The sequence below is a fragment of the Agrococcus sp. BE272 genome (assembly GCF_031457935.1).
Lineage (GTDB): Bacteria > Actinomycetota > Actinomycetes > Actinomycetales > Microbacteriaceae > Agrococcus > Agrococcus sediminis.
Window position 1 is genome coordinate 304,261 of sequence record NZ_JAVDXL010000001.1, and the last position, 22,801, is coordinate 327,061.

Here is a 22,801-nt window from a genome sequence, read left to right on the forward strand (position 1 = left end):
CGTGGCGGATGCGCCCGTTGCGAGGGCGGCGGATGCGCGGGGCGCGCACGCGGACAGGCGCACGGGCGCACTGCGGGAGAATGGTGGGATGCGCATCGACTATCCGGCCGACCTCCCGGTCAGCGAGGCGCGCGACGAGATCATGGCGGCGATCCGCGACCACCAGGTGGTGATCGTCGCCGGCGCGACCGGCTCGGGCAAGACGACGCAGCTGCCGAAGATGTGCCTCGAGCTGGGCCGCACGAGCATCGGCCACACGCAGCCGCGGCGCCTCGCCGCCCGCACGATCGCCGAGCGCATCGCCGAGGAGTTCGACGTCGAGCTGGGCACGGCCGTCGGCTACAAGGTGCGCTTCACCGACCAGGTGAGCGCCGACACGCAGATCAAGGTGATGACCGACGGCATCCTGCTCGCCGAGATGCACCGCGACCGCGACCTGAAGCAGTACGACACGATCATCATCGACGAGGCGCACGAGCGCAGCCTCACGATCGACTTCCTGATCGGCTACCTGCAGCGGCTCCTCCCTCGTCGGCCCGACCTCAAGGTGATCGTCACGAGCGCGACGATCGACCCGGAGTCGTTCAGCCGGCACTTCGGCGGCGCGCCGATCATCGAGGTCTCGGGCCGCACGTTCCCGGTCGACATCCGCTACCGCCCGCTCGTCGCCGAGGCGATGGACGAGGACGACGACGGCGAGGCCGACGAGCCGGCCGCCGACCTCGACCCGATCGACGGCATCGAGTCGGCGCTCGCCGAGATCGCGCGCGACGACACCGGCGACGTGCTGGTGTTCCTGCCGAGCGAGGCCGACATCCGCGACGCGCAGGACCAGCTGCAGGGCCGGCTCGGCCAGGCGACCGAGATCCTGCCGCTCTACGGGCGCCTGAGCGCCGCCGACCAGCACCGCGTCTTCGAGCGCAGCACCCGCCCCGGCACGAAGCGACGCGTCGTGCTCGCCACGAACGTCGCCGAGACGAGCCTCACCGTGCCGGGCATCCGCCACGTGATCGACACCGGCACGGCCCGCATCTCGCGCTACTCGGCGCGCTCGAAGGTGCAGCGGCTGCCGATCGAGGCGATCAGCCAGGCGAGCGCCAACCAGCGCTCCGGCCGCGCGGGCCGCGTCGCGCCGGGCATCGCCATCCGCCTCTACGCCGAGGCCGACTTCGACAGGCGCCCCGCGTTCACCGACCCCGAGATCCTCCGCACCAACCTCGCGGCGGTCATCCTGCAGGCCGCGTCGCTCGGGCTCGGGGCGCTCGAGGACTTCCCGTTCCTGCAGCCGCCCGACCCGCGCGGCATCAAGGACGGCCGCGACCTGCTGCGCGAGCTCGGCGCCATCACCCCGAAGGGCGACATCACGCGCATCGGCCGGGAGCTCGCGCGCCTGCCCGTCGATCCGCGGTTCGGGCGGATGGCCCTGGCCGGCAGGGACGCGGGCGTCGCCCACGAGGTCATCGCGATCGTCGCGGGCCTGACGATCCAGGACCCGCGGGAGCGACCGCTCGAGCGGCGCGAGGAGGCCGACCGCTCGCACGCGCGGTTCGTCGACCCGACGAGCGACTTCATCACGCTGCTCGCGCTCTGGCGGCACCTGCAGGCGCAGCAGGCGGCGCTGTCGGGCAACCAGTTCCGCAAGGCGTGCAAGGCGGAGCACCTCTCGTTCCTGCGCGTGCGCGAGTGGCAGGACGTGGTGCGGCAGCTCACGAAGGCGATGGGGCTGAAGGCTGACCCCACCGGTCGCGCCGCCCGTTCGTCGAGCAGCGCCACCTCCCGTTCGTCGAGTAGCGCCGCAGGCGCGTATCGAGACGCGCAGCGCAGTGGTCTCGGTACGCCGGCTTCGCCGGCTACTCGACCAGCGGAGGGGGCGGAGGGGGTCGACGCCGTCGCCGTCGACGCGGTCGCCGTCCACAAGGCGCTGCTCGCGGGCCTCCTCGGCCGCATCGGCGTGCTCGACGAGACGCAGAAGCCGCAGCAGCCGCGCCCGGGCGAGTCGAAGCGACGGATGCGCGCCCGCGCCGAGTACGTCGGCGCACGCGGCGCGCGGTTCCAGATCTTCCCCGGCTCCGGCCTCGCGAAGAGCCCGCCCCGCGCGGTCATGGCCGCCGAGCTCGTCGAGACGAGCCGCCTCTTCGCCCGCACCGTCGCATCCATCGACCTCGCCTGGGCCGAGCCGCTCGCGGGCGACCTGGCGAAGCGCCAGGTGAGCGAGCCGCACTGGGAGCGCAAGCAGGGCGCGGTCGTCGCGTACGAGAAGGTGACGCTCTTCGGCGTGACGATCGTCGAGCGGCGGCGCGTGCAGTTCCAGCGCATCGATCCGGCGCACGCGCGCGAGCTCTTCATCCGCCACGCGCTGGTCGAGGGCGAGTGGGACAGCCCGCAGGACTTCGACCGCAGGAACCGCGAGCTCCGGCGCGAGATCGAGCGGCTCGAGGAGCGCCAGCGGCGCCGCGACCTGCTGGTCGGCGACGAGGCGGTCTTCGACTTCTTCGACGCGCGCATCCCGGCCGACGTCGCCTCGACGCGGGGATTCGAGGGGTGGTGGCGGAAGGCCCGCGAGGAGACCCCCGACCTGCTGACGATGACCCGCGAGGACCTCACGGGCGAGGATGCGCGCGTCGACACCGCCGCGTTCCCCACCCGGTGGCAGCAGGGCGAGCAGCGCCTGCGCCTCAGCTACCGCTTCGAGCCGGGCGCCGCCGACGACGGGCTCACCGTGCACGTGCCGCTCGCCGTGCTGCCGCGGCTCAGCCCCGCCGGGTTCGACTGGCTCGTGCCGGGCATGCGCGAGGAGCTGCTGACGGCGATGATCAAGAGCCTGCCGAAGCACGTGCGCAAGCACGTCGTGCCGGCCGCCGACTGGGCGCGCGGCATGCTCGCCGAGCTGCCCGACGAGCCGCCGTCCGACGAGCGGGGCGGCGCGCGCTCGATCGCCGAGGTGCTCGCCGCGCGCATCTCCCGCACCGCCTACGTGCAGTCCACCGCCGAGGACGTCGACTGGCACCGCATCCCCGATCACCTCAAGCCGACGTTCGCCGTCGAGGACGCTCGCGGCCGCCGGCTCGGCGGCGACAAGGATCTCGAGGCGCTCAAGCGCCGCTTCGCCGGCCAGGCGCGCACGCAGGTCGCGAAGGCGGCGGTGAAGGTGACGAGCGACCTCGAGCGCGACGAGGTGCCCGGCTTCGACACCGACCTGCCCGAGCACATCGACGTGCGGCAGGGCGGCAACACCGTGCGCGCCTACCCGGGCTACGTCATCACCGGCAAGGGCGCGGGCGGCGCAGCGACCGTCGGCGTGCGGCTCGCGTCGACCCGCGAGGCGCAGCAGCGCGACCAGCGGGCCGCGGTGCGGCAGCTGCTGCTGCGGCAGGTGCCGAGCCCCGCGCCCTACGTGCAGTCGAGCCTGACGAGCGCCGAGAAGCTCGCGCTCGGCGCGAGCCCCTACCCGTCGACCGACCGGCTCTTCGCCGACCTGATGCTCGCGATCATCGACGCCGAGCTGGGAGCGGTGCCGCCCGCGACGGTCGCCGAGTTCGAGGCGGTGCGCGCCCGCGTCGCCGACGGGCTCGTCGACCGCATGTTCGCGCTCGCCGCGCAGGTGGCGCGCATCCTCACCGCGGCGCGCCTGGCCGACCGGGCGATCCGCGACGGGGCGAGCCTCGCGCACATGGCGGCGCTCGCCGACGCCCGGGCGCAGCTCGAGCAGCTCGTCTTCGACGGCTTCGTCAGCCGCACGGGCCTCGACCGGCTCGGCCGCCTCGAGGTGTACGTGCGCGCGATCGAGCACCGCGTCAAGCGCCTGCCCGAGACCGCCAACCGCGACCGCGCCTGGATGACCGAGGTCGAGCAGGCGACCGCGCTGTTCCTCAAGGCGGGCGGCGCGCTGCCGCTGCCCGCGTCGGTGACGGATGCGCCGGCGGGCGCCGACGGGTCGGCGAGGGCCGAGCGGCTTGTCGCCGCACGGTGGCTGCTGGAGGAGCTGCGCGTCAGCCTCTTCGCGCAGCAGCTGGGCACCGCCGGCCCGGTCTCGCTGCAGCGCATCCGCAAGGCCCTCACGCCCTGACCCTCCCCGCTCGTCGAGCAGCCCGAGACGCGGGCGCGTCGAGACGAACCCCACCCGACAAGGACACGCCGATGGACCCCGACCGCTACGGCCCCTCCTGGCAGCGCAACGCCCTCGCACCCGGCTTCCTCGGCGCGCTCGCGCTGATCGTCGCGCAGCTGCTGCTCGAGACCGAGTGGTTCGGCACGCTGCGGTTCGTGATCGCGGTGCTCGCGCTCATCGTCGGCTGGTTCGCCTTCCAGGCCCGGCACTGGTGGTGGGTGCCGGTGATGCTCGCGATCGCGGTGGCGTGGAACCCGGTGCTGCCGTTCGACATCGCCGGCCCCGTCTGGGTCGGCGCGCACTGGGTGGCGGCGCTCGCCATGCTCACCGCCGCCGCCCTCATCAAGGCACCGCGCGACGACGACCGGGCCTGACCTCACCCCCGCTCCCCACTCCGCTGGTCGAGCCGGTCGCGCAGCGACCGAGTCGAGACCACCCCCGCTCCCCGCCGGTCGAGCCGGTCGCGCAGCGACCGAGTCGAGACCACTCCCACTCCCCACTCCGCTGGTCGAGCCGGTCGCGCAGCGACCGAGTCGAGACCACCCCCTGGGCGGCACCCCGTGACTCCACCCCCGCTCTGGCGTACCGTTCCCCCAAAGGACCACCGCCGCCGAGCAGAGGAGCCGCCATGCCGCGCATCCCGCTCCTCGCCGCGGTCGCGGCAGCCGCGGCGCTCGCCCTCAGCGCATGCTCCGGCAACGTGCCGCCCCCCAACTACGCGACGACGGCGCCCGGCGCCGACGACCCGACAACCGCGGCACCGGCACCCGACTCCGCGCCGCCCGCGACCGCATCCGACCCCGGCACCGAGGGCGAGGGCTCGACCGCCTACGACCGCTGCCCCGACAGCCTCATCGACGCGTGGCTGCGGCTCGGCGACGACCCCTCGCTGACCGCCGCCGACCTGGAGCCCGTGCCGAACGGACCCGGCGACCTGCCGACCGGCGAGGTCGTCGTCGTCTGCTCGGTCGCCCTCACCGATCCGACCGGCGCCGCGACGCACACGCTCAGCGTGCTCGAGGGCCCGGGCACGGTGCCCGAGACCGTCGCCGGGGTCGCCGGCGAGCGGGGCTTCGAGGAGGAGCCCGCCGAGGGCGATGCGGCGCTCATCCTCGTCAGCGAGGACGCCGCGACCCGCTACGTGCTGCACCGGCCCGGCGCCGACGTGCTCACCGAGGGCGGCATCGAGTCGACCGAGGATCGCTACCTGCTCGAGGGCACCGTTGCCACGCAGTGACGCGGCCGCGCTGCGCGCCGGCCGCGCCGCGCTCGCGAGCGGCGTCGTCGCGTCCGCCCTCCTCGCCCTCGCGGGCTGCGTGCCGCTGCCGCCGCCGCTGCCGACCGACGAGCCGACCGCCACGAGCACGCTCGACGCCGACCGCTGCCCATCCGCGATGGTCGACGCGCACTCGCGGCTGCTCACCGGCGATCCCGCGGCGACAGGCGAGGCGATGCGCGCCCGCGACGTCGACCATCCGCTGCCGCTGCCGCTCGGCGGCGCCCAGGTGCTCTGCGCCACGACGCTCGACGACGGCTCGGCGGCGTACACGCTGCTCGTGCTGACAGGGGATGCCGTCCCCGACCAGGTGCGAGGCGCCGCGGTCGGGCTGCAGGTCGTGGAGGATCGCCTCGGCACCGGCGGAGGGTGGACGGCGCACGCGCCGGACTTCACCTCGACGGTGCTGCTGTCGCGACCGGGGCCGGAGCTGGTGGCCACGCTCGAGCCTGGTTGGGCCGGACCGCTGTGGTTCATGGAGGCGGTCGCCGTCCTGCGCTGAACCGGCCCCGTGACACCGGGTCGCGACGGGCGTACGATGCCGGCATGCACCGGTCGTGGGCGGTGCTCGCGGTGCCGGTCATCGCACTCGCGGGTTGCTCGGCGTCGGCCGCAGGAGACGCGGTCGACGGCTCCTCCCCGCTCGTGCCGCTCCTGACGCTGGCCGAGCCGGCCCACATGCACGGGCTGCCGTCCTGCGACCTCGACGACCTCTTCGGCATCCATCCCGCTGAACGGGCCCCGCGCGATCCGTTCGCCGGATGGGTGGGTGTCGATGTGCTCGACGAGGTCGACGCGCTCTGCGCGGACACGTTCATCCTCGACGGCGGCACGCGCGGATCGGTCGCGATCCTGCCCCGCTCCGCCGAGGCGATGGCGGCGATCGCAGCGGCGGTGGAGGCGGAAGGCATGCCGGTCTACCTCGACGCCGAGGGCGAGTGGACGACCGGCCCGAACAGCCAGCCGCACCTCGCGACGAGCGGGCTCTTCATGCCTGACGGCGCCATGGCGCTCGGGCACCGCGCCTCCGAGCTCATGATGGTCGCCACCTCCGTCCGGTGGGGCGACTGACCCGCTCCCCGCGTCATGCTGCGGAGCGTTCGCATGCTGCCGCCCACCGCCCGACCCGAGTCCTAGGCTTGCCTGGTGCGTGCATACGGCGAGGTGCTGAGGGTCCCGGGGCTCGCGCGCATCATCCTCGCGCAGCTCATCGCGCGGCTGCCGGCGGGCATGTACTCGCTCGGCATCCTCATGCACATGGAGCACCAGCACGGCTCCTACACAGCAGCCGGCCTCGTGCTCGCCGCCTTCTCGGTGGGCATGGCGGCGGCCGGACCGTTCGTCTCGCGGCTGATGAGCCGCTTCGGCACGGTGACGGTGCTCGTCGTCACGACGGTCGTGTCGGTGTCGGCGCTCTCGTCGATCGCGTCGCTCAGCCTGCCGCTGTGGGCAGACGTGGCCGCGGGGCTCGTCGCGGGCGCCGCCATGCCGCCGATCGTGCCGACGGTGCGCACGCTCTACCCGCGCATGGTGCCGCAGCGGCTGCTGTCGCCGCTATTCTCTTTCGACGCGGCGCTGCAGGAGATCATCTGGGTGTTCGGGCCGGTGCTGCTGACGCTGCTCGTGTCGGCGCTCGGCACGGGGCCCACGATGCTCGTCACGATCGCCATCCAGGCGGGCGGCGCGGCGCTGTTCATCGTCTCGCCCGAGGTGCGCCGGCTGCGCATCCCGCCCACCTCGCGCAAGCTCGGCCGCGTGCTGCGGAAGCCCCCGGTGCTGCTCGCGGTGGCGGTGTCGGCCATGTTCATCGGCGGATTCTCGGCGGTCGAGGCGGGCGTCATCGCCACGTTCGGCGAGGGCGCGCTCGAGGCGGGGCTCGTGCTCGCGGTCTCGGCGATCGGGTCGCTCATCGGCGGCTTCGCGGTCGGCAGCCGCGGCATCGGCCCGTGGTCGGTGGCGATCCGGCTGACGATCGTGCTCGCCGGCATGGCGCTCGCGCTGCCGATGACCGAGGTGGTCGGCCTGTCGGCGGCCCTCTTCATCGCCGGCCTCGGCACGGCGCCCGCGCTCGCCGCATTCTCGGCGATCATCGCCGGCACGGTGAAGTTCGCCGACACCCCCGAGGCCTATGCCTGGATCGGCACGGGCCAGCTGCTCGGCGCCGCGGTGGGTTCCGCGGTCGCGGGCATCGCGATCGACGCGGTCGGCGGCGTCGGCGCGGTGTGGGTTGCGGTCGTGATGGTGGCGCTCGCGGCGCTGCTCGCGGCCGTCTTCCGCCGCCACCAGCCCGACCTGCGGCACGGCATCGGCGATCCGCCCGACACGGCGCCGGTCGAGCTGCCGCGCTGAGGCGGCCTCGCGGGCACCGAAGACGGATGCGTCGCGGGCCCGAGAGGGCCGGTCACGGATGCGTCGCGCCGCCGGGCGGGCCGGTCACGAGCCCGCCACCCCGGCGGGCGGGGCGGCCTGACACAATCGAGGCCATGCCCGCCGACCTGCCCATGCTCGACGGCCTCGCGCTGCCGGCGCTCGGCTTCGGCCTCTACAAGGTGCCCGCCGAGCAGACCGCCCAGGTCGTCGCCGCCGGGCTCGATGCCGGCTACCGGCTCGTCGACGGCGCCGAGTTCTACGGCAACGAGCGCGAGCTCGGCGAGGCGCTGCGGCGGGCCGAGCAGCAGGGCGTCGCGCGGGACGCCCTCACCGTGACGAGCAAGTTCTGGGGCGAGGCGTCGCAGGAGCCCGCGGCGGTGCGCGAGGCGTTCGCCCAGAGCGAACGAGCCCTCGGGACGCCGATCGACGTCTACATGATCCACTGGCCCCGGCCGGCCCGCGATCGCTACGTCGACGTGTGGCGCACGCTCGTCGAGCTGCGCGACGAGGGCCGGGTGCGCACGATCGGCGTCAGCAACTTCACGCACGAGCATCTGCGCCGCCTCATCGACGAGACCGGCGTGACGCCCGCGATCAACCAGGTCGAGTCGCACCCGTGGCTGCCGCAGCACGAGCTGCGCGCGTTCCACCGCCATCACGGCATCATCACGCAGGCGTGGAGCCCGCTCGGCCGCTCGCGGGTGCTGCACGACCCGACGATCCAGCGGATCGCCGCCGCGCACGGCGTGAGCCCCGCGCAGGCGATCATCCGGTGGCACCTGCAGCTCGGTGGCGCCCTCATCCCCAAGTCGACGCATCCGCACCGGCTGCGCGAGAACCTCGACGTCGACGGGTTCCGCCTCGGCGACGACGACATGGCCGCGATCGCGGCGCTCGAGACCGGCGAGCGCACCGGCACGCATCCCGACGACCGCAACTGACCGACACCGACGACCGACACCGACAGCGACGAGCCACGTGACCCAGACCGACCCCGCGCCCACCCCCGACGACACCCCGCACCTCCCGCACGCCCACGCCGTGACGTGGGGCGTCGCCGCGCTCCCGCACCGGGGGCCGAAGCGCGAGCTCACGACCGAGCGCATCGTCGAGGCCGCGATCGAGATCGCCGACACCGACGGGCTGGATGCGGTGAGCATGGGCCGCGTCGCGGCCGCGGTGGGCGTGGCGCCGATGTCGCTCTACCGGTACGTCACCGGCAAGGACGACCTCCTGCTGCTCATGTACGACACCGCGAGCGAGGTGACGGTGCCCGGCACCGGCAGCACGTGGCGGGAGCGGCTGCGGGAGTGGGCGATGTTCGTGCGCGCGACCTACGACGCGCACCCCTGGCTCGCCGACCTGCCGCCCAGCTCGACCCCGACCACGCCCAACCGGCTCGCGATCATCGAGGCCGGCCTCGCCGCGCTCGAGGGCGTGCCGGCGCCCGACCGCATGAAGCTGCCGACGCTGCTGCTGCTGCTCGGCTACATCGCGCTCTACTCGCGGGCGTCGAGCAACGCGGGCGTCGACGAGGCGGTGCGGCAGGCGCTGCCGCAGCTCGTGACCGACGAGCGGTTCCCGCTGCTGGCGCCGGCCGTGCGCGAAGGCGTGTTCGAGGCCCGCGAGACCGACGCGGAGCGCGGCTTCGGCTTCGGCCTGTCGCGACTGTTCGACGGCATCGAGCGCTGGCTCGAGCGCACCGAGGAGGATCGGCCGTTCGAGCGCCTGCCCACGGCCGTGCTGCAGGACAAGCAGGTGCGCGAGACGGCGCGGGCGGTCGAGAAGGCGCGCGCCGAGCTGCGGCAGGCGGAGTCGAAGGCTGCGGATGCGCTGCTGAAGTCCGTCGAGCGGCTGCGGGCGGAGGAGGCCAAGGCCGAGGCCGCCGCGGCGAGGGCGGCCGCGAAGGCCGACCTGCGCGCCGCGAAGGCGGAGGCGAAGGCCCGCAAGTAGGCCGCCTCCCCGCTCGCCCCACCCCGCTCGCCCCACCCCGCTCGCCCCACCCCGCTCGTCGAGTAGGCCCGCAGGGCCGTATCGAGACGATCGCCCACCGTCCCGCTCGTCGAGTAGGCCCGCAGGGCCGTATCGAGACGAGACCCCCCGACGCTCCCCACTCCTCGCCCCGCCGGCCGAGCCGCGCCCGCAGGCCGCGAGTCGAAACCACGCCCGAGACGCCCCACTCCCCAAAAAGGTTGGGCTGTGCTTTCCGCCGAACAGGCGCACAGTGAGAGCATGACCCGCAGACTCCTCTCGATGGCCGGCATCGTCATCGCCGGCAGCGTGCTCCTCACCGGCTGCGGCGCCCTCGGCAGTCAGCAGTCCGCGGGCGAGCCCGGCGCCCCCGTCACCGACGGCAGCGCGCCCGACTGGGCCGAGCAGCCCGACCTCGCCCCGCAGCCCGGCTCCGAGGAGTCCGGCGGCGATCAGGGCGCGAGCGGCGGCGGCCAGCCCGAGGAGGCCCCCGACGAGGATCGCGCCGTCATCATCTCGGGCACCATGAGCATGCGGGTCGGCGACCCGATCACGATGGCGGATGCGGTGGCCGACGCCGCCGAGGCCCGTGGCGGCTCGATCGACCGGCGGGCCGAGGGCGCGTCGACCGACTTCCAGCCGGCGTGGGCGATGCTCACCGTCCGCGTGCCGGCGGCGCAGGTCGAGGATCTGCTCACGGCGCTGCGCGGGCTCGGCGAGGTGACGAGCGTGGACCTCGGCGAGCAGGTCGTGACGAATCAGGTGCGCGACCTCGAGGTGCGGGTGGAGGCGTCCCGCGCATCCGTCGACCGCCTCACCGACCTGCTGGCGACGGCGGCCGACACCGAGACGCTGCTCGAGGTCGAGGCGCAGCTGACGCAGCGCACGAGCGAGCTCGAGCAGCTGCTGTCGGAGCAGCGGGCGCTCGAGGATCAGGTGGCGATGTCGACGATCGAGGTGCGCATCAGCTCGACGACGGTCGAGGGGCCGACGGGCACGCCGAGCTTCTGGGACGGCCTCGCGGCCGGCTGGAGCGCGTTCCTCGCCTGGGGCGCGACGGCGCTGTACGCGCTCGGCCAGTCGATCCCGACCCTCGTCGTGCTCGCGATCCTGGCGCTCGTCGCCTGGCTCGTCATCCGCCGGCTGCTGCGCCGCCTGCCGACACCGGCGGCCGCGCCGGCGTCAGCGGTCGCGAACCCCGCACCCAAGGCACCGGTCGTCGAGTAGCCCAGCTCCCCCGCTGGTCGAGCAGCGCCGCAACCCCCGCTCCCTCCCGCTCGTCGAGTAGGCCCGAAGGGCCGTATCGAGACGACACGAGACGAGAGCCCTCGCTACCCCTCGTCGATCTCCGGATGCCGCCGGATGATCACGCGCCGCAGCACGTAGACGAGCAGCCCCACGAGCGCCGGGAAGAGCGCAACCGCGCCGATCGTGACGTAGAACGTCCAGTCGAGGTGCTCGGGCATCTCAGATGGCCTCTCCCAGACGTGGTCGAGCAGCATGAGCACGATCGGATGACCGTGCTCGTCGCGCCCGGCTAGGCGGATGTAGGTCAGGTCGCTCCGGCCGTCAGGCGGGCGATGTCCAAGTCCCGCTGGGAGGCCCAGACGTGCAGGCTCTGGAGCCCACGGACGTTGGCGTTCAGGTCGGCGAGGATCTCATCGATCTGCGCGTCGCTGTAGGTGGTGCTGGGTTCGAGTAGTTCGCTGATGGACAACGAGTGTACCCCAAGTGGGGTACATCCGACGCACTCCGGGCGGCTCGTCGGCGGTCCCGATCGAGCCGGATCCGCCGCGCACGGCCAGCCCACGTCCAAGTGCGCGCGGCATGATGGCCCGCATGAGCGCGACCACCCTGCCCGACGCTCCGAGCTTCGACGCCCCCGCGGTCGTCGACGCGATCGCCGCGTGGATGCCCACGACCCGCTGGTACCCGTTAAAGGGCCAGCAGCTCGACGTCTCCCTCGAGCAGCGCTACGACCTCGCCGAGGCCGGCGCCGCCATCCTGCTGCTGCGCGCCGGCGAGACGCTGCTGCAGGTGCCGGTCGCCTGGCGCGACGAGCCGGGCGCCTCGCCGATCGCGCAGCTCGACGGCCGCTGGCTCGTCGACGCCTGCGCCGACCCGCGGGCGGTGCAGGCGATCCTCGACGTGGCCGCCGGCGCGCGCGAGGTCGACGGCCTCTCGGGCGACGCGACCTCCGTGCCCGCACCGGCCGGCGACATCCGCGTCATCGCCGGCGAGCAGTCGAACACCTCCATCATCGGCGGCGACGGCACCTGGATCGCGAAGGTGTTCCGCGTCGTCTCCCCCGGCGACAACCCCGACGTCGTGGTGACGGGCGCGCTCACCCGCGCCGGCTGCCGCCGCGTGCCGCACCTGCTCGCATCGCTCGCGGGCACCTGGCCGGCCGGCGACGCGTTCGTCACCGGCCACCTGCTGGCCGTCTCGCAGTTCGTCGCGGGCGCCGACGACGCGTGGGAGCTGTTCCGCCAGCACGCCCTCGGGACACTGCGCGGCGAGGAGCGCGACCTGCCCGACGCGCGAGCGCTCGGCGCCGCGGTGGCGACGGTGCACCACGACCTGGCGGATGCGCTCGGCACGGCAGCGGCGACGGAGTCCGACACCCTGCGGTTCGTCACGGGCCTCGAGCAGCGGCTCGCGTGGGCGCGCGAGCAGGCCGCCGGCGCGCTCGCCGGACTCGACGAGGGCCTCGACGCGGCGGCGGCGCGGCTGCGCGAGATCACCTCGATCGGCGAGCTGCAGCAGATCCACGGCGACCTGCACCTCGGGCAGGTGCTGCGCGGCGCCGACGGCGGCTGGCTGCTGCTCGACTTCGAGGGAGAGCCGCTGCGCCCGATGCACGAGCGCTCGGTGCGCGAGCCGACGCTGCGCGACGTGGTCGGCATGCTGCGCTCGTTCGACTACGCCGCGGGCTCGGCGCTGCAGGAGCTGCCGGATGCCGACGGCGCGGCGGCCGGCGACTGGGTCTTCCAGCGGCAGTCGGAGTTCCTGGCCGGGTACGCCGATGAGGCGGGCCCGGTCGACCCCGACGACCCGGTGCTGCGCGCCCTCCTGCTCGACAAGGCGCTCTACGAGGTCGTCTACGAGGTGCGCAACCGCCCCACCTGGCTGCCGGTCCCGCAGGAGGCCGTGCGCGCGCTGGTCACTCCTCCCCCGCTGGTCACTCCTCCCCCGCTGGTCGAGTAGGCGGCCGCAGGCCGCCGTATCGAGACCATGCAGCGCCGCACTCGGCTCATCGCCCTCACCGCGATCGCCGCCCTCGCCCTCCTGCTGGCCATCGCCCTCTGGCCGCGCCCCACCGCGTCCCCCGACCCGCAGACGAGCCGCATGCCCGACGCCTCCCTCCCGCCCGACGCCCCGGTCGCCGTCTTCATCGGCGACTCCTACACCGTCGGCACCGGCACGTCGCTCGATGGCAGCGGCTTCCCCGCGATCCTCGGCGAGCGCCGCGGCTGGCGCGTGGTCAACCTGGCGATCCCCGGCACCGGCTACGCGACGGGCCGCGCCGACGGCCTGTGCCCGCCGGCCGGCTGCACCGCCTACATCGGGATGCTGGCGGATGCGGCGGCGCACGATCCCGACGTCGTCATCGTGTCGGGCGGGCGCAACGACCTGGCGCGGCAGCACCTCGAGCCCGCGGTGGTCGCCTTCTACCGCGAGCTGCGGCAGCAGCTGCCGGACGCCCGCCTCGTGGTCACCTCGCCGCTCTGGGACGACTCCCCCACGCCGCAGTCGCTCGTGGAGCTGCGCCGCCTCGTGGAGCGCGAGGCGACGGCCGCTGGCGCCGAGTACCTCGACCTCGGCGACCTCTTCGCCGGCCGTCCCGACCTCATCGCGCCGGACGACCTCCATCCGGACGAGGAGGGCCTCGCGCTCATCGCGGCCCGCATCGACGAGCTCCTGAGGTGAGCCCTACTGCTCCCGCCCCCCGCTTGGTCGAGGAGCGCGCCGGGCGCAGCCCGGCACGCGTCACGAGACCACCAAGAAGGGCCGCCCACCGGGCGGCCCTTCTCAGGCACTCATAGCATCACCGATTCCGGTACCGCTCCACGATGTCCGCCGGGATGCGACCGCGCGTCGCGACCTTCAGCCCCTGCGACTCCGCCCACTCGCGGATGTCTGCGGTCTCGCTGCTGCCGCCGCGGCGGCTGGGTGCCGCGTTCGACGTCTTGCGACGGCCCGAGACGCGACGCGAAGCGCGGATGTAGCGCTCGAGGTCGTTCTCGAACTCCTCGATGTGCGCATTGTTGAGATCGATCTCGTACTCGGCTCCATCGAATGCGAAGCGCACGGTGCGGCCTGCGCCGTCGTCGATCGCGTCACCCGTGAAGTCATCGACGAGCTGGACCAAGGTCTTCTTTGCCATGCGCAAAAGGTAGCGCATTCAACCCTGTGAACCTATTCCCAGTGGGCGAAGAATAGGGGTACATGAGGAAAGGCTCAGTCGTCGAGAGAAGCGGCGAATTCCTTGAGCCAGGAACGCAGGCCGGGGCCGATGTCCTCCCGCTCCGTCGCCATCTCGACATTCGCCTTGATGTAGTCGAGCCGGTCGCCCGTGTCGTACCGGCGGCCGCGGAAGATGACGCCGTGCACGCCGCCGTCGGAGTCTTCCTCGGCCATCGTCAGCAGCGCATCTGTCAGCTGGATCTCGCCGCCGCGGCCGGGCTGCGTCTGCTCGAGCACGGGGTAGATCTCGGGCTTCAGCACGTAGCGCCCGACGATCGCCAGATTCGAGGGCGCAGAACCGCTCTCGGGCTTCTCGACGAGGCCGCGGACGCGCACGACGTCGTCCTCATCGGTCGCCTCGACCGTCGCGATGCCGTAGAGGTGCGCCTGCGATGGGTCGACCTCCATGAGCGCCACGACGCAGGTGTCGCGCACGTCGTGCACCTCGAGCATGCGCTCGAGCAGGTGGTCGCGGCCGTCGATGATGTCATCGCCCAGCAGCACGGCGAACGAATTGTCCCCCACGTGGGCCTTCGATCGGAGGACAGCATGCCCGAGCCCCTTCGGGTCGCCCTGCCGCACATAATGCACATTCGCCAGATCGGTGGACTCGGCGACGCGCGAAAGGCGATCCTCATCGCCCTTCTTCATGAGGATGGCCTCAAGTTCCGTCGCGCGATCGAAATGGTTCTCGAGCGCATTCTTGTTCCGCCCGGTCACGAACAGCACATCGGGCAATCCGGCACGCACCGCCTCTTCGACCACGTACTGGATGGCTGGCTTGTCGACGACCGGGAGCATCTCCTTCGGGAGCGCCTTGGTCGCCGGGAGGAATCGCGTGCCGAGGCCCGCAGCAGGAATCACGACCTTGGTGACGGAATGCGGCATGGGGTCAGGCTAGTGGGTGGAAGAATTGCCGTCATGTCTGAGGTCGGCGCGCGTGACGGGATGCATGGAGAGGGTCGAGCCCGTCGAGCCTCGCGCCTGGCGCACAACGTCGCGATGGCGAGCACCACTGCGTCACGCTCACTGCTGGAGGACCCGCTCACCTTCGGGGTGCAGGTCGCACGGCGCTTCCCTCGCGCTCGCACCGCCCTGCTGTCGCTCGCTCGTGCCGCGGGGGGCCCGGAGCGCGAGCTCGCCCGAACTTGGCTCTCGGGCGACCTCACCGCCACACGAGCGATGCTCGACGAGCTCTCGGCGAGAGGCTCGCTCGGCCGCCTGGCAGCCGAGATCGCGCACGCATCGGGGCGTCCGGAGCTGATCGCCGACGATCCGGCAGTCCACCCGGTCGCCCGTGCGCGCGCCGCTTGGCAGCTGGGCGAGGCTTCTAAGGCGATCGCTCTCCTCGCCGACGGCGCCCCGCGGACGCGGCTCCATCGCGTCCTGCGTGCCGAGCTCGCGCTCATGACGCCCGGGACGCGGCTGCGTTGGAGCCCGCGCGACGACGTCCGCATCGGAGAGCCGCGGTCGGGCATCCTCCACCTCCTGACGAACTCCCTCCCCCATACGCAGTCCGGCTACACCGTCCGGTCGCACGCGGTGCTGATGGCGCAGCGCGAGGCGGGCCTCGCGCCGACCGCGATGACGCGCGTCGGCTACCCGGTGGTCGTGGGCGGGATCGGCGCCGCGGCGCTCGACGTGGTCGACGGCATCGAGTACCACCGCGCACTGCCGCGCCATCTCGCCGCGACTCCTGATGGACGGCTCGCGCAGCAGGCGGATGCGCTGCTCTCGTTGGCCGGGCGGGTGCGGCCGGCGGCACTGCAGACCACGACGCACTACCCGAATGCGATCGTCGTCCGCGAGGTCGCGCTGGCGCTCGACGTGCCCTGGGCGTACGAGGTGCGGGGCATGCTCGAGCAGACCTGGGTCGCGGGGCTCGGCAGCGAGGAGGCTCGGCAGCGGGCGCTGGCGAGCGAGCGGTTCCGCTTGACCCGCGAGCGCGAGGCCGAGCTCGCCGCCGCAGCAGATGCGGTGTTCACGCTCTCAGCCAGCATGCGGGACGACCTGGCGGCTCGTGCTGTCCCTCGGGAGCGCGTGCACCTGGTGCCGAACGGCATCGATGCCGCACTCTTGGACCGCACCCCGCCACCCGCTGAGGAGGCGCGTGAGGCTCTCGGCTTGCCGCGCGAGGGCTTCTGGGTGGGCTCCGCATCCTCCTTGGTCGACTACGAGGGCTTCGACGTGCTGCTGGAGGCCACGAGGATCGCGAGGTCGCGGGGCTATGACGTGCGGGTGCTGCTCATCGGCGAGGGCACGGCGCGACGAGCGCTCGAGGCGCAGGCCGCTGCTGCTGGCTTGGCGGAAGTGGCGGTCTTCACCGGCCGAGTCGCGCGCGATGTCGTGGACGCCCATCGGGACGCGCTCGACCTCATCGTGGTTCCGCGGCACGATCGCGACGTCACGCGCACCGTGTCGCCGCTCAAGCCGGTCGAGGCTATGGCGAGCGGTCGCCCACTCATCGTGAGCGCATTGCCTCCCCTGCTCGAGACGATCGGCGCCGAGCTCGAGCACGCTGGCGCGGCGGTGCCAGCTGGTGATGCGCCCGCGCTCGCTGACGCCATCGAGCTCCTGATCTCCGATCCGACGGCTGTAGCTCGCTTCGTCGCGCTCGGTCTGGCCCGCGCCGCCGAGCGCACCTGGGCGTCTGCTGGCTCCACGTACCGCCGTGTGTTCGCCGATATCGGCGCGGAAGCGTCGATGTGGGAACATTGACCGGATGCGCGTAATGCGTGTTGCTCCAATGCCCCCGACTCAGATTGCTCAGGAACGCGAATGACCTCCACGTCGCAGCGACCTGAGTCCAGAGGACTCCGGACGCAATGGCGACGGGCGTGGTCGACCCGCCAAGCCGGGGCCAGCGTCCTCAGCCCGGAACTTCGGCGGCAGTTGCAGCAGGAGTACGGCGACCTCACCCACCTGCGTCGCGTCGGCAGCCGTCCGCCTCTGCAGGAATACTTCACCGAGCTCTGGGACCGCCGGCACTTCATCTGGGCGGGAGCGCGCGGGCAGGCCATCACGCGGTACTCCAACGAGCGACTTGGAATCCTCTGGCACATCATCCGCCCGATGCTGGATGCGGTCTTCTACGGCGTCGTGTTCGGACTGCTCCTGCAGATCTCGCGCGACATGCAGAACTACGTCGCCTTCGTCATCATCGGCGTCTTCATGTTTCAGCTCACGTCGCGTGCCATCTCCAACGGGGCGTCGCTGATCAGGAACTCGAAGTCGATGATCAGGGCGTTCGCGTTCCCGCGAGCGTCGCTAGCCGTGAGCGACGTCGTCCGAGAGCTGATGACCTCCATGCCTGCCATCGGTGTCATGTTTGTCGTGATCATGGCGGTGCCGCCTCACGAGGCGCCGACTGCCGCCTGGTCGCTCTTCCCCGTGGTGCTCGTGTTGCACACGGTGCTCAACCTCGGCCTGACCCTCTTCTTCGGCTGGCTCGGCTCCGTGCTGCCCGATCTGGCACAGGCGATGTCGTTCGCGAGCCGCGTGCTCCTCTACGCATCGGCGGTGATCTTCCCGATCGAGCGCTTCGTCGACCACCCGACCTTCCTGGCGATCATCCAGGCGAATCCCATCTACGTGGTGCTCGACATGTACCGGGCAGCGCTCATCGCGGGCGCAGTGCCCCCCACCGAACAGTGGATCATCCTCTGCGCGTGGGCGGTCGGGGCTCTGGTCGTCGGCTTCGCATTCTTCTGGGCGAGCGAGGAGCGCTATGGACGCGAGTGATCAGGGCTGGCGACTGAGCGGCGATCCGCGGGTGACGATCGCGGCGGAGAACGTGCGCCTCCGCTACTCCGTGCAGCGCTCGAAGCGAGCCGCGTGGTGGAAGCGCGGCGCGAGCAAGTCCGTGACCGGACCGGTGCTGCGGGGAATCACGATGGCGGCGCGCGAAGGCGAGATGGTCGGGATCGTGGGCCTCAACGGCTCTGGGAAGAGCTCGCTGCTTCGCGTGCTCGCCGGTCTGCAGCCCGCGACCTCAGGCACGGTCGTCGCCTCAGCGCAACCGCAGTTGCTCGGTGTCAGCGCCGCACTGGTGCCTGAGCTCTCCGGCGAGGAGAACATCTGGCTGGGCACGCTGGCGATGGGCATGACGCCCGACGACGCGTACTTCGCGAAGGAGCGCATCGAGCAGCTCGCCGGCCTCGGCGACGCCATCCGGCAGCCCATGAACACCTACTCCTCCGGGATGGGTGCGCGCCTGCGGTTCGCGATCTCGGTCGCTGCCGACCCCGAGATCCTCATGATCGACGAGGCGCTCTCAACCGGAGACGCATCCTTCTCCGAGCGCGCAAAGGAGGCCATGCACGGGCTCATAACCAGGGCGGGCACGGTCTTCTTGGTCAGCCACGCGGCAAAGACGATCGAGGACATGTGCACGCGAGCCATCTGGCTCGACGCCGGCACGCTGATCGCCGACGGCCCCGCCGACGAGGTCGCCACGATGTATCGCTACTACGCGCACAGCATCGCCCTAGGCAAGGACGACGCAGCGAAGAACGCGCTGCTGAGCGCGACGGCATCACATCCCCCGAGTCTCACCAGCCTTCACTGAGCGGAGTCACGTATGCGCAAGTTCAAGGTCATGACCGTCTACGGCACGAGGCCCGAGGCCATCAAGGTCGCGCCGGTCATTGAGGCTCTACAGCGGGACGATCGCTTCGAGTCGATACCGGTGGTCACGGCTCAGCACCGCGAGATGCTCGATCAGGTCAACGCGATGTTCGGCATCGAGCCCAAGCACGACCTCGACCTGATGAAGACGGGCCAGCCGCTGAACTCGATCGTGGCCCGCGCCATCGCCGGTCTCGACGAGCTGATTGTGCAGGAGGAGCCCGACGTCGTCATCGTGCAGGGCGACACGTCGACCGCGATGGCGGCCGCGATCGCGGCCTTCAACCGCCAGGTGACGGTCGTGCATCTCGAGGCGGGCCTACGCACTGGCGACATCGACTCCCCATTCCCCGAGGAGGCGAATCGCAAACTCATCGGCCAGGTCGCCAAGCTGCACCTCGCGCCGACCGCAGGCTCGCGCGACAACCTGCGCCACGAGTCCATCGATCCGAGCAGCATCGTCGTCACCGGCAACACCGTGATCGACTCGCTGCTTGAGGCGTCTTCCTGGGACATCGCGCCGACTGACGAGCGCGTCGCCGCAGCGATCGCGAGCGGCCGCCCACTCATCCTCGCTACCACCCACCGCCGCGAGAACCTTGGCGGCTCGATGAAGGCCATCGGCAAAGCCCTTGCGTGGATCGCCAAGCACCACACCGACCACACGATCGTGCTGCCGATCCATCGCAACCCGGCGGTCCGCGAGTCGGTGCTCCCCGAGCTCGAGGCGCTCGACAACGTCATCGTCACCGAGCCGCTCGGCTATGCCGACTTCACCAAGGTGATGGCGGCGTCGACCATCGTGCTCACCGACTCGGGCGGGGTGCAGGAGGAGGCGCCGAGCCTTGGGAAGCCTGTGCTGGTGATGCGCGAGAACACTGAACGCCCCGAGGCCGTCGACGCCGGCACGGTACGGCTCGTCGGCACCGACCGCGAGCGGATCGAATTCGAGGCGCACCACCTTCTCACCGACAAGAAGGCGTACAAGGCCATGGCGACCGCTGTGAATCCCTATGGCGACGGCCGCGCGGCGGCTCGGTCGGTCGCCGCCATTGCCGCTCTGCTCGGTGTCGGCGAGCGTCTCCCCGACTTCTCCGTCTGAGACGGCGCCGCCGCGCCGTCAGCCTCCACCAACCACAGGACAGCCACCCATGGACTCAACGATCGACATTGGCGTCGACGGACTGCCCCTGCACGTAAAGCTCTTTGAGCGAGAGTCGTCCGACTCCCTGCTGATCTTCATGCCGAGCGCCGTCGCGGCAGGGAATGTCGCCCACCGGCACCCGTCGTTCGCGCGCTGGCAGTGGGAGTCGCACTTTCCCCAGGCCCACGTGCTCGCCGTCGCCGACCCGTCCATGGGAATCGCGCAGGAGCTGCGCGGTGCTTGGTATATGCATCGTGACCACGACGTCATCGCGGCGATGGCCGTGGCGATCGAGCGCCTGATCGTGCGCCTGGGCGCACGCCGTGTCGTGATCTACGGCTCGTCGCTCGGCGGCTTCGGCGCCTTGGCTCTTGCTGCATGCCTCCCCGGCGCTGTCGCGATCGCCGAAGTGCCGCAGCTTGACTTCGGCAAGTGGCTCCAGAGCGCTCGGACTGCGGTAGAGACCCACATCCTCGGTCGCGAGCTAGAGCAGCACCGGCTGCTGCACCCTGAGCAGGTCGGAATCAGGGCGCGCTTCGAGCACGCAAGTCAGGTGCCGTCGTTCGTGATCATCAGCAACGTCCGCGACAGCGGCTATCGCGAGCAGCTTGAGTTCTTCGAGTGGGTGTGCGCGGGTGCGCCTCGCGACGACGGCACGCTCCATGAGCTCCGGCTTGTGGACCAGGTCCTCGGACACGGACCGCTCGGCGTGCAGGCCGCCAAGGAGCTGATCCTCGGTCGGCTGGTGTGAGCGACATCGGAGCACTGCCGGCGCACCCTGCCGCGCGTCGGCATCGCCCATCGGTGTTCGGCGTGCAGCACCGCTGGCAGGATCTCGCGCACTTCCTGCGCTCGAACCGCCTCGAGGACGGCGTCCACGCGTTTCCGTTCCCCGCGGCTCCGGAGTACCACTACGAGTTCTACGTCAGGATCCGGGATGGGGCTCCGCTGCTTGCGCACTTCCACGGCGCGACTCCGCGGAAGCCTGATGACGTGCCTAAGATCAGCGGGATCCCGATCTCGGGCGGCCTGCCGGCAACCCTCGTTATCCCATCCGACCCGATCCTCGACCGCGACGCCGCGATCAGGCTCGGCTGGCATATCGGCTCTCGCGGCCTCGATGTGCACTCGCTCGCCCTCGAGGTCATCCAGCACGTCGGCCGGATCTCGCGAGCGCCGAGGATCGTTGCCTGGGGCGGATCGGGCGGCGGCTACGCGGCCCTGCGGATTGCGCGCGACATCGACGGGTCAGTCGCATTCGTCTGGAACCCTCAGACCAGCATCGACGCCTACTCGGCACCGGCGGTAAGGGCTTTCCGCGCAGTCGCCGATCACGAGCGGACGACCTTCGCAGGCATGCCCTCGACAGATCTCACAAGAGCGGACGCCTGGGAAGGCTACCGGGGACGGGCGATGTGCTTCCAGGAGGAGAGCGACTGGCACGTCGCATCCCACCTCCTGCCAATCGTGCGCGCGGTCGGCAGCGACCTCGACGCGGACTCGCTAGTCGCATCCGTCACCGTGTCAGTCGACCCGCGGCTCTCTGTGGCGGTTTCCCACTGGGGAGACGGTCATGCGCCGCTACCGCGCCCAATCATCGAGCGGGTGCTCGGCCTGCTCGCCAGCGACCCGAGCATCGCGCCGGACGCCGTGCTCGCGTCAGTCCGCAGCATGCTGCTGGGCGCGAGGGCGCTCCAGCGGGAAGTCGAGCCCTTCACTCTACCGACGGTCGAGCGGCTACGCCCCGACGACGAGCTGGCCGCGCGGAGCGATGGTGTCGCGCACGCGCTTCTCCGGTTGCGTGAGCTGCGGCGAGCGAGCAGCGATGACATCCCGGAGGCCGCACGCCTGATTGAAGCTGCACTGCAGGATGCCGATGCGCTCACCTCCACCTCCATCACGCTCGGACCCTCTGCTGCGGCCCGTGCCGGACTGGCGCTTCTCCACCTCGCCCGCCAGCTCGGCCCGGTGGAGGAGTCCGGGCGGCTGCGGCTCGCTTCGCAGGAGCTGCTGGCCGCGGCGAGCCGTCGTGCGCCCGCGCGAGATGCGGAACCCGGCCCCCACCTCCACGCTTCCGATGAGGACCGTGGCCTTGGCAGCGGCTGCTTCGTCTATGGCTCCTGTGTGAGCCGCGACGCGTTCGAGTTCGAGGACGCCCCAGCTCTCGCGGCCTATGTCACGCGTTCGACGCTCGCCTCCGCTTTCGCGCCTGTGCCTCAGGACGTGCGCGGCGTCGATCTGGCCGCGAACCCGTCTGCCTTCCAACGACGCATGGTCGAGACGGACCTTCGCAAGCTCCTCGCGGAGCAGCTGAGGGCGCATGAGAAGGGACCGGTGCTGCTGGACTTCATCGACGAGCGGCTCGACGTCCGAATGCTCGGTGGCAGCCTCGTCACCCAGTCGCCGGAGCTCCTCCGTTGCATGCCGCCCGCACCGACCCACCAGCTCGTCCAGAGCGGATCGCCCGCGCACGTCGCCGGCTTCCGGCTGGGCCTGCAGCACCTGCTGTCACTGGTCGATCCTTCGCGCATTATCGTGAATCGCGTTTACTGGAGCGAGTACGACGACCAGGGCGAGCGGGTAGTCGACGCCAGCACAGCGGATCGGAACAATGAACTGCTCGATCGCTTCTACCGAGCCGCTGAGGAGATCGGCATCGAACGATTTCTCACCTACGACCGGTCGTTGCTGGTCGCAGCGGCCGAGCATCGGTGGGGGCGAAGCCCTTTCCACTACGTCGACGGGCTCTATGTCTCCCAGCTGCAGCAGCTGGCTCGCCTCGAGGAGGACACCCAGTGACTGATCGTCTGCAGGAAGATCCTCTCGTGGGCAGGGTGTC

21 protein-coding genes are annotated in these 22,801 nt (G+C 71.7%); 17 read left to right on the plus strand and 4 right to left on the minus strand.

Annotation, left to right across the window (positions count from 1 at the left end):
* The first annotated feature begins 88 nt into the window (after positions 1-88).
* From hrpA to J2X49_RS01500, 9 genes are all read left to right on the plus strand, one after another.
* Positions 89-4,066 carry an ATP-dependent RNA helicase HrpA gene (gene hrpA, locus J2X49_RS01460; RefSeq protein WP_396130731.1) on the plus strand — a complete coding sequence of 1,326 codons (3,978 nt, stop codon included), beginning with the start codon at positions 89-91 and terminating at the stop codon, positions 4,064-4,066.
* A gap of 71 nt (positions 4,067-4,137) precedes the next feature.
* On the plus strand, positions 4,138-4,482 hold the full coding sequence (locus tag J2X49_RS01465; protein WP_310121659.1) for a DUF6804 family protein: 345 nt from the start codon (positions 4,138-4,140) through the stop codon (positions 4,480-4,482).
* 254 nt (positions 4,483-4,736) lie between these two features.
* Positions 4,737-5,345, plus strand: a complete 609-nt coding sequence (locus J2X49_RS01470; RefSeq protein WP_310121661.1) for a hypothetical protein — start codon at positions 4,737-4,739, stop codon at positions 5,343-5,345.
* Positions 5,332-5,886: a hypothetical protein gene (locus J2X49_RS01475; RefSeq protein WP_310121663.1), complete on the plus strand. Its 555-nt coding sequence runs from the start codon at positions 5,332-5,334 to the stop codon at positions 5,884-5,886. The genes J2X49_RS01470 and J2X49_RS01475 overlap by 14 nt, the downstream gene beginning before the upstream one ends.
* 44 nt (positions 5,887-5,930) lie before the next feature.
* The gene (locus tag J2X49_RS01480) at positions 5,931-6,455 is read left to right on the plus strand and encodes a hypothetical protein (RefSeq protein WP_310121665.1); all 525 of its coding nucleotides are present in this window, start codon (positions 5,931-5,933) and stop codon (positions 6,453-6,455) included.
* A gap of 75 nt (positions 6,456-6,530) precedes the next feature.
* The gene (locus tag J2X49_RS01485; RefSeq protein WP_310121667.1) at positions 6,531-7,733 is read left to right on the plus strand and encodes an MFS transporter; all 1,203 of its coding nucleotides are present in this window, start codon (positions 6,531-6,533) and stop codon (positions 7,731-7,733) included.
* Between the two features lie 134 nt (positions 7,734-7,867).
* On the plus strand, positions 7,868-8,695 hold the full coding sequence (locus J2X49_RS01490) for an aldo/keto reductase (protein WP_310121669.1): 828 nt from the start codon (positions 7,868-7,870) through the stop codon (positions 8,693-8,695).
* A gap of 37 nt (positions 8,696-8,732) precedes the next feature.
* Positions 8,733-9,707, plus strand: a complete 975-nt coding sequence (locus J2X49_RS01495) for a TetR/AcrR family transcriptional regulator (RefSeq protein WP_310121671.1) — start codon at positions 8,733-8,735, stop codon at positions 9,705-9,707.
* Between the two features lie 279 nt (positions 9,708-9,986).
* Positions 9,987-10,952 (plus strand): DUF4349 domain-containing protein, encoded by a 966-nt coding sequence (locus J2X49_RS01500; protein WP_310121673.1) that lies wholly within the window; start codon positions 9,987-9,989, stop codon positions 10,950-10,952.
* 104 nt (positions 10,953-11,056) lie between these two features.
* Here J2X49_RS01500 and J2X49_RS01505 read toward each other — a convergent pair whose 3' ends face one another.
* Positions 11,057-11,191 carry a hypothetical protein gene (locus tag J2X49_RS01505; RefSeq protein ID WP_310121675.1) on the minus strand — a complete coding sequence of 45 codons (135 nt, stop codon included), beginning with the start codon at positions 11,189-11,191 and terminating at the stop codon, positions 11,057-11,059.
* 86 nt (positions 11,192-11,277) lie between these two features.
* Entirely contained in the window at positions 11,278-11,442 is a 165-nt protein-coding gene (locus tag J2X49_RS01510) for a hypothetical protein (RefSeq protein WP_310121679.1), read from the minus strand.
* A 122-nt stretch (positions 11,443-11,564) separates the two neighbouring features.
* Here J2X49_RS01510 and J2X49_RS01515 point away from each other — a divergent pair, with 122 nt between their 5' ends.
* Together J2X49_RS01515 and J2X49_RS01520 are read left to right on the plus strand one after the other, a co-directional pair.
* Positions 11,565-12,932, plus strand: a complete 1,368-nt coding sequence (locus J2X49_RS01515; protein WP_310121682.1) for a maltokinase N-terminal cap-like domain-containing protein — start codon at positions 11,565-11,567, stop codon at positions 12,930-12,932.
* Between the two features lie 27 nt (positions 12,933-12,959).
* Positions 12,960-13,655, plus strand: coding sequence for an SGNH/GDSL hydrolase family protein (locus J2X49_RS01520; protein WP_310121684.1), 696 nt, complete (start codon positions 12,960-12,962; stop codon positions 13,653-13,655).
* 118 nt (positions 13,656-13,773) lie between these two features.
* On the opposite strand, the gene J2X49_RS01525 is transcribed toward J2X49_RS01520, so the two are convergent.
* A complete protein-coding gene (locus J2X49_RS01525; protein ID WP_310121687.1) occupies positions 13,774-14,112 on the minus strand; it encodes an Lsr2 family protein in 339 nt (112 codons plus the stop codon).
* A 74-nt stretch (positions 14,113-14,186) separates the two neighbouring features.
* Positions 14,187-15,080 (minus strand): UTP--glucose-1-phosphate uridylyltransferase GalU, encoded by an 894-nt coding sequence (gene galU / locus J2X49_RS01530; RefSeq protein ID WP_310121690.1) that lies wholly within the window; start codon positions 15,078-15,080, stop codon positions 14,187-14,189.
* Positions 15,081-15,113: 33 nt separating this feature from the next.
* Between galU and J2X49_RS01535 the strand changes: the two genes are divergently transcribed.
* From J2X49_RS01535 to J2X49_RS01560, 6 genes are read left to right on the plus strand one after another with little or no spacing between them, the layout of a single operon-like run.
* Positions 15,114-16,910, plus strand: a complete 1,797-nt coding sequence (locus J2X49_RS01535; RefSeq protein WP_310121693.1) for a glycosyltransferase — start codon at positions 15,114-15,116, stop codon at positions 16,908-16,910.
* 60 nt (positions 16,911-16,970) lie between these two features.
* Positions 16,971-17,933 carry an ABC transporter permease gene (locus J2X49_RS01540; protein ID WP_310121695.1) on the plus strand — a complete coding sequence of 321 codons (963 nt, stop codon included), beginning with the start codon at positions 16,971-16,973 and terminating at the stop codon, positions 17,931-17,933.
* Between the two features lie 31 nt (positions 17,934-17,964).
* The gene (locus tag J2X49_RS01545) at positions 17,965-18,759 is read left to right on the plus strand and encodes an ABC transporter ATP-binding protein (RefSeq protein WP_310121698.1); all 795 of its coding nucleotides are present in this window, start codon (positions 17,965-17,967) and stop codon (positions 18,757-18,759) included.
* A 12-nt stretch (positions 18,760-18,771) separates the two neighbouring features.
* A complete protein-coding gene (gene wecB / locus J2X49_RS01550; RefSeq protein WP_310121700.1) occupies positions 18,772-19,920 on the plus strand; it encodes a non-hydrolyzing UDP-N-acetylglucosamine 2-epimerase in 1,149 nt (382 codons plus the stop codon).
* Positions 19,921-19,969: 49 nt separating this feature from the next.
* Positions 19,970-20,713: a hypothetical protein gene (locus tag J2X49_RS01555; protein WP_310121703.1), complete on the plus strand. Its 744-nt coding sequence runs from the start codon at positions 19,970-19,972 to the stop codon at positions 20,711-20,713.
* On the plus strand, positions 20,710-22,761 hold the full coding sequence (locus J2X49_RS01560; protein WP_310121706.1) for a DUF6270 domain-containing protein: 2,052 nt from the start codon (positions 20,710-20,712) through the stop codon (positions 22,759-22,761). The genes J2X49_RS01555 and J2X49_RS01560 overlap by 4 nt, the downstream gene beginning before the upstream one ends.
* Positions 22,762-22,801 lie beyond the last annotated feature (40 nt).

Excerpts from the sequence above, each read along its gene's own strand:
- J2X49_RS01515 (WP_310121682.1), top strand. The coding sequence starts at position 11,565 with ATGAGCGCGACCACCCTGCCCGACGCTCCGAGCTTCGACGCCCCCGCG.
- J2X49_RS01465 (WP_310121659.1), top strand. The coding sequence starts at position 4,138 with ATGGACCCCGACCGCTACGGCCCCTCCTGGCAGCGCAACGCCCTCGCA.
- J2X49_RS01555 (WP_310121703.1), top strand. The coding sequence starts at position 19,970 with ATGGACTCAACGATCGACATTGGCGTCGACGGACTGCCCCTGCACGTA.
- J2X49_RS01500 (WP_310121673.1), top strand. The coding sequence starts at position 9,987 with ATGACCCGCAGACTCCTCTCGATGGCCGGCATCGTCATCGCCGGCAGC.
- J2X49_RS01505 (WP_310121675.1), bottom strand. The coding sequence starts at position 11,191 with ATGCCCGAGCACCTCGACTGGACGTTCTACGTCACGATCGGCGCGGTT.
- hrpA (WP_396130731.1), top strand. The coding sequence starts at position 89 with ATGCGCATCGACTATCCGGCCGACCTCCCGGTCAGCGAGGCGCGCGAC.
- wecB (WP_310121700.1), top strand. The coding sequence starts at position 18,772 with ATGCGCAAGTTCAAGGTCATGACCGTCTACGGCACGAGGCCCGAGGCC.
- galU (WP_310121690.1), bottom strand. The coding sequence starts at position 15,080 with ATGCCGCATTCCGTCACCAAGGTCGTGATTCCTGCTGCGGGCCTCGGC.
- J2X49_RS01520 (WP_310121684.1), top strand. The coding sequence starts at position 12,960 with ATGCAGCGCCGCACTCGGCTCATCGCCCTCACCGCGATCGCCGCCCTC.
- J2X49_RS01540 (WP_310121695.1), top strand. The coding sequence starts at position 16,971 with ATGACCTCCACGTCGCAGCGACCTGAGTCCAGAGGACTCCGGACGCAA.
- J2X49_RS01525 (WP_310121687.1), bottom strand. The coding sequence starts at position 14,112 with ATGGCAAAGAAGACCTTGGTCCAGCTCGTCGATGACTTCACGGGTGAC.
- J2X49_RS01480 (WP_310121665.1), top strand. The coding sequence starts at position 5,931 with ATGCACCGGTCGTGGGCGGTGCTCGCGGTGCCGGTCATCGCACTCGCG.
- J2X49_RS01490 (WP_310121669.1), top strand. The coding sequence starts at position 7,868 with ATGCCCGCCGACCTGCCCATGCTCGACGGCCTCGCGCTGCCGGCGCTC.
- J2X49_RS01535 (WP_310121693.1), top strand. The coding sequence starts at position 15,114 with ATGTCTGAGGTCGGCGCGCGTGACGGGATGCATGGAGAGGGTCGAGCC.
- J2X49_RS01470 (WP_310121661.1), top strand. The coding sequence starts at position 4,737 with ATGCCGCGCATCCCGCTCCTCGCCGCGGTCGCGGCAGCCGCGGCGCTC.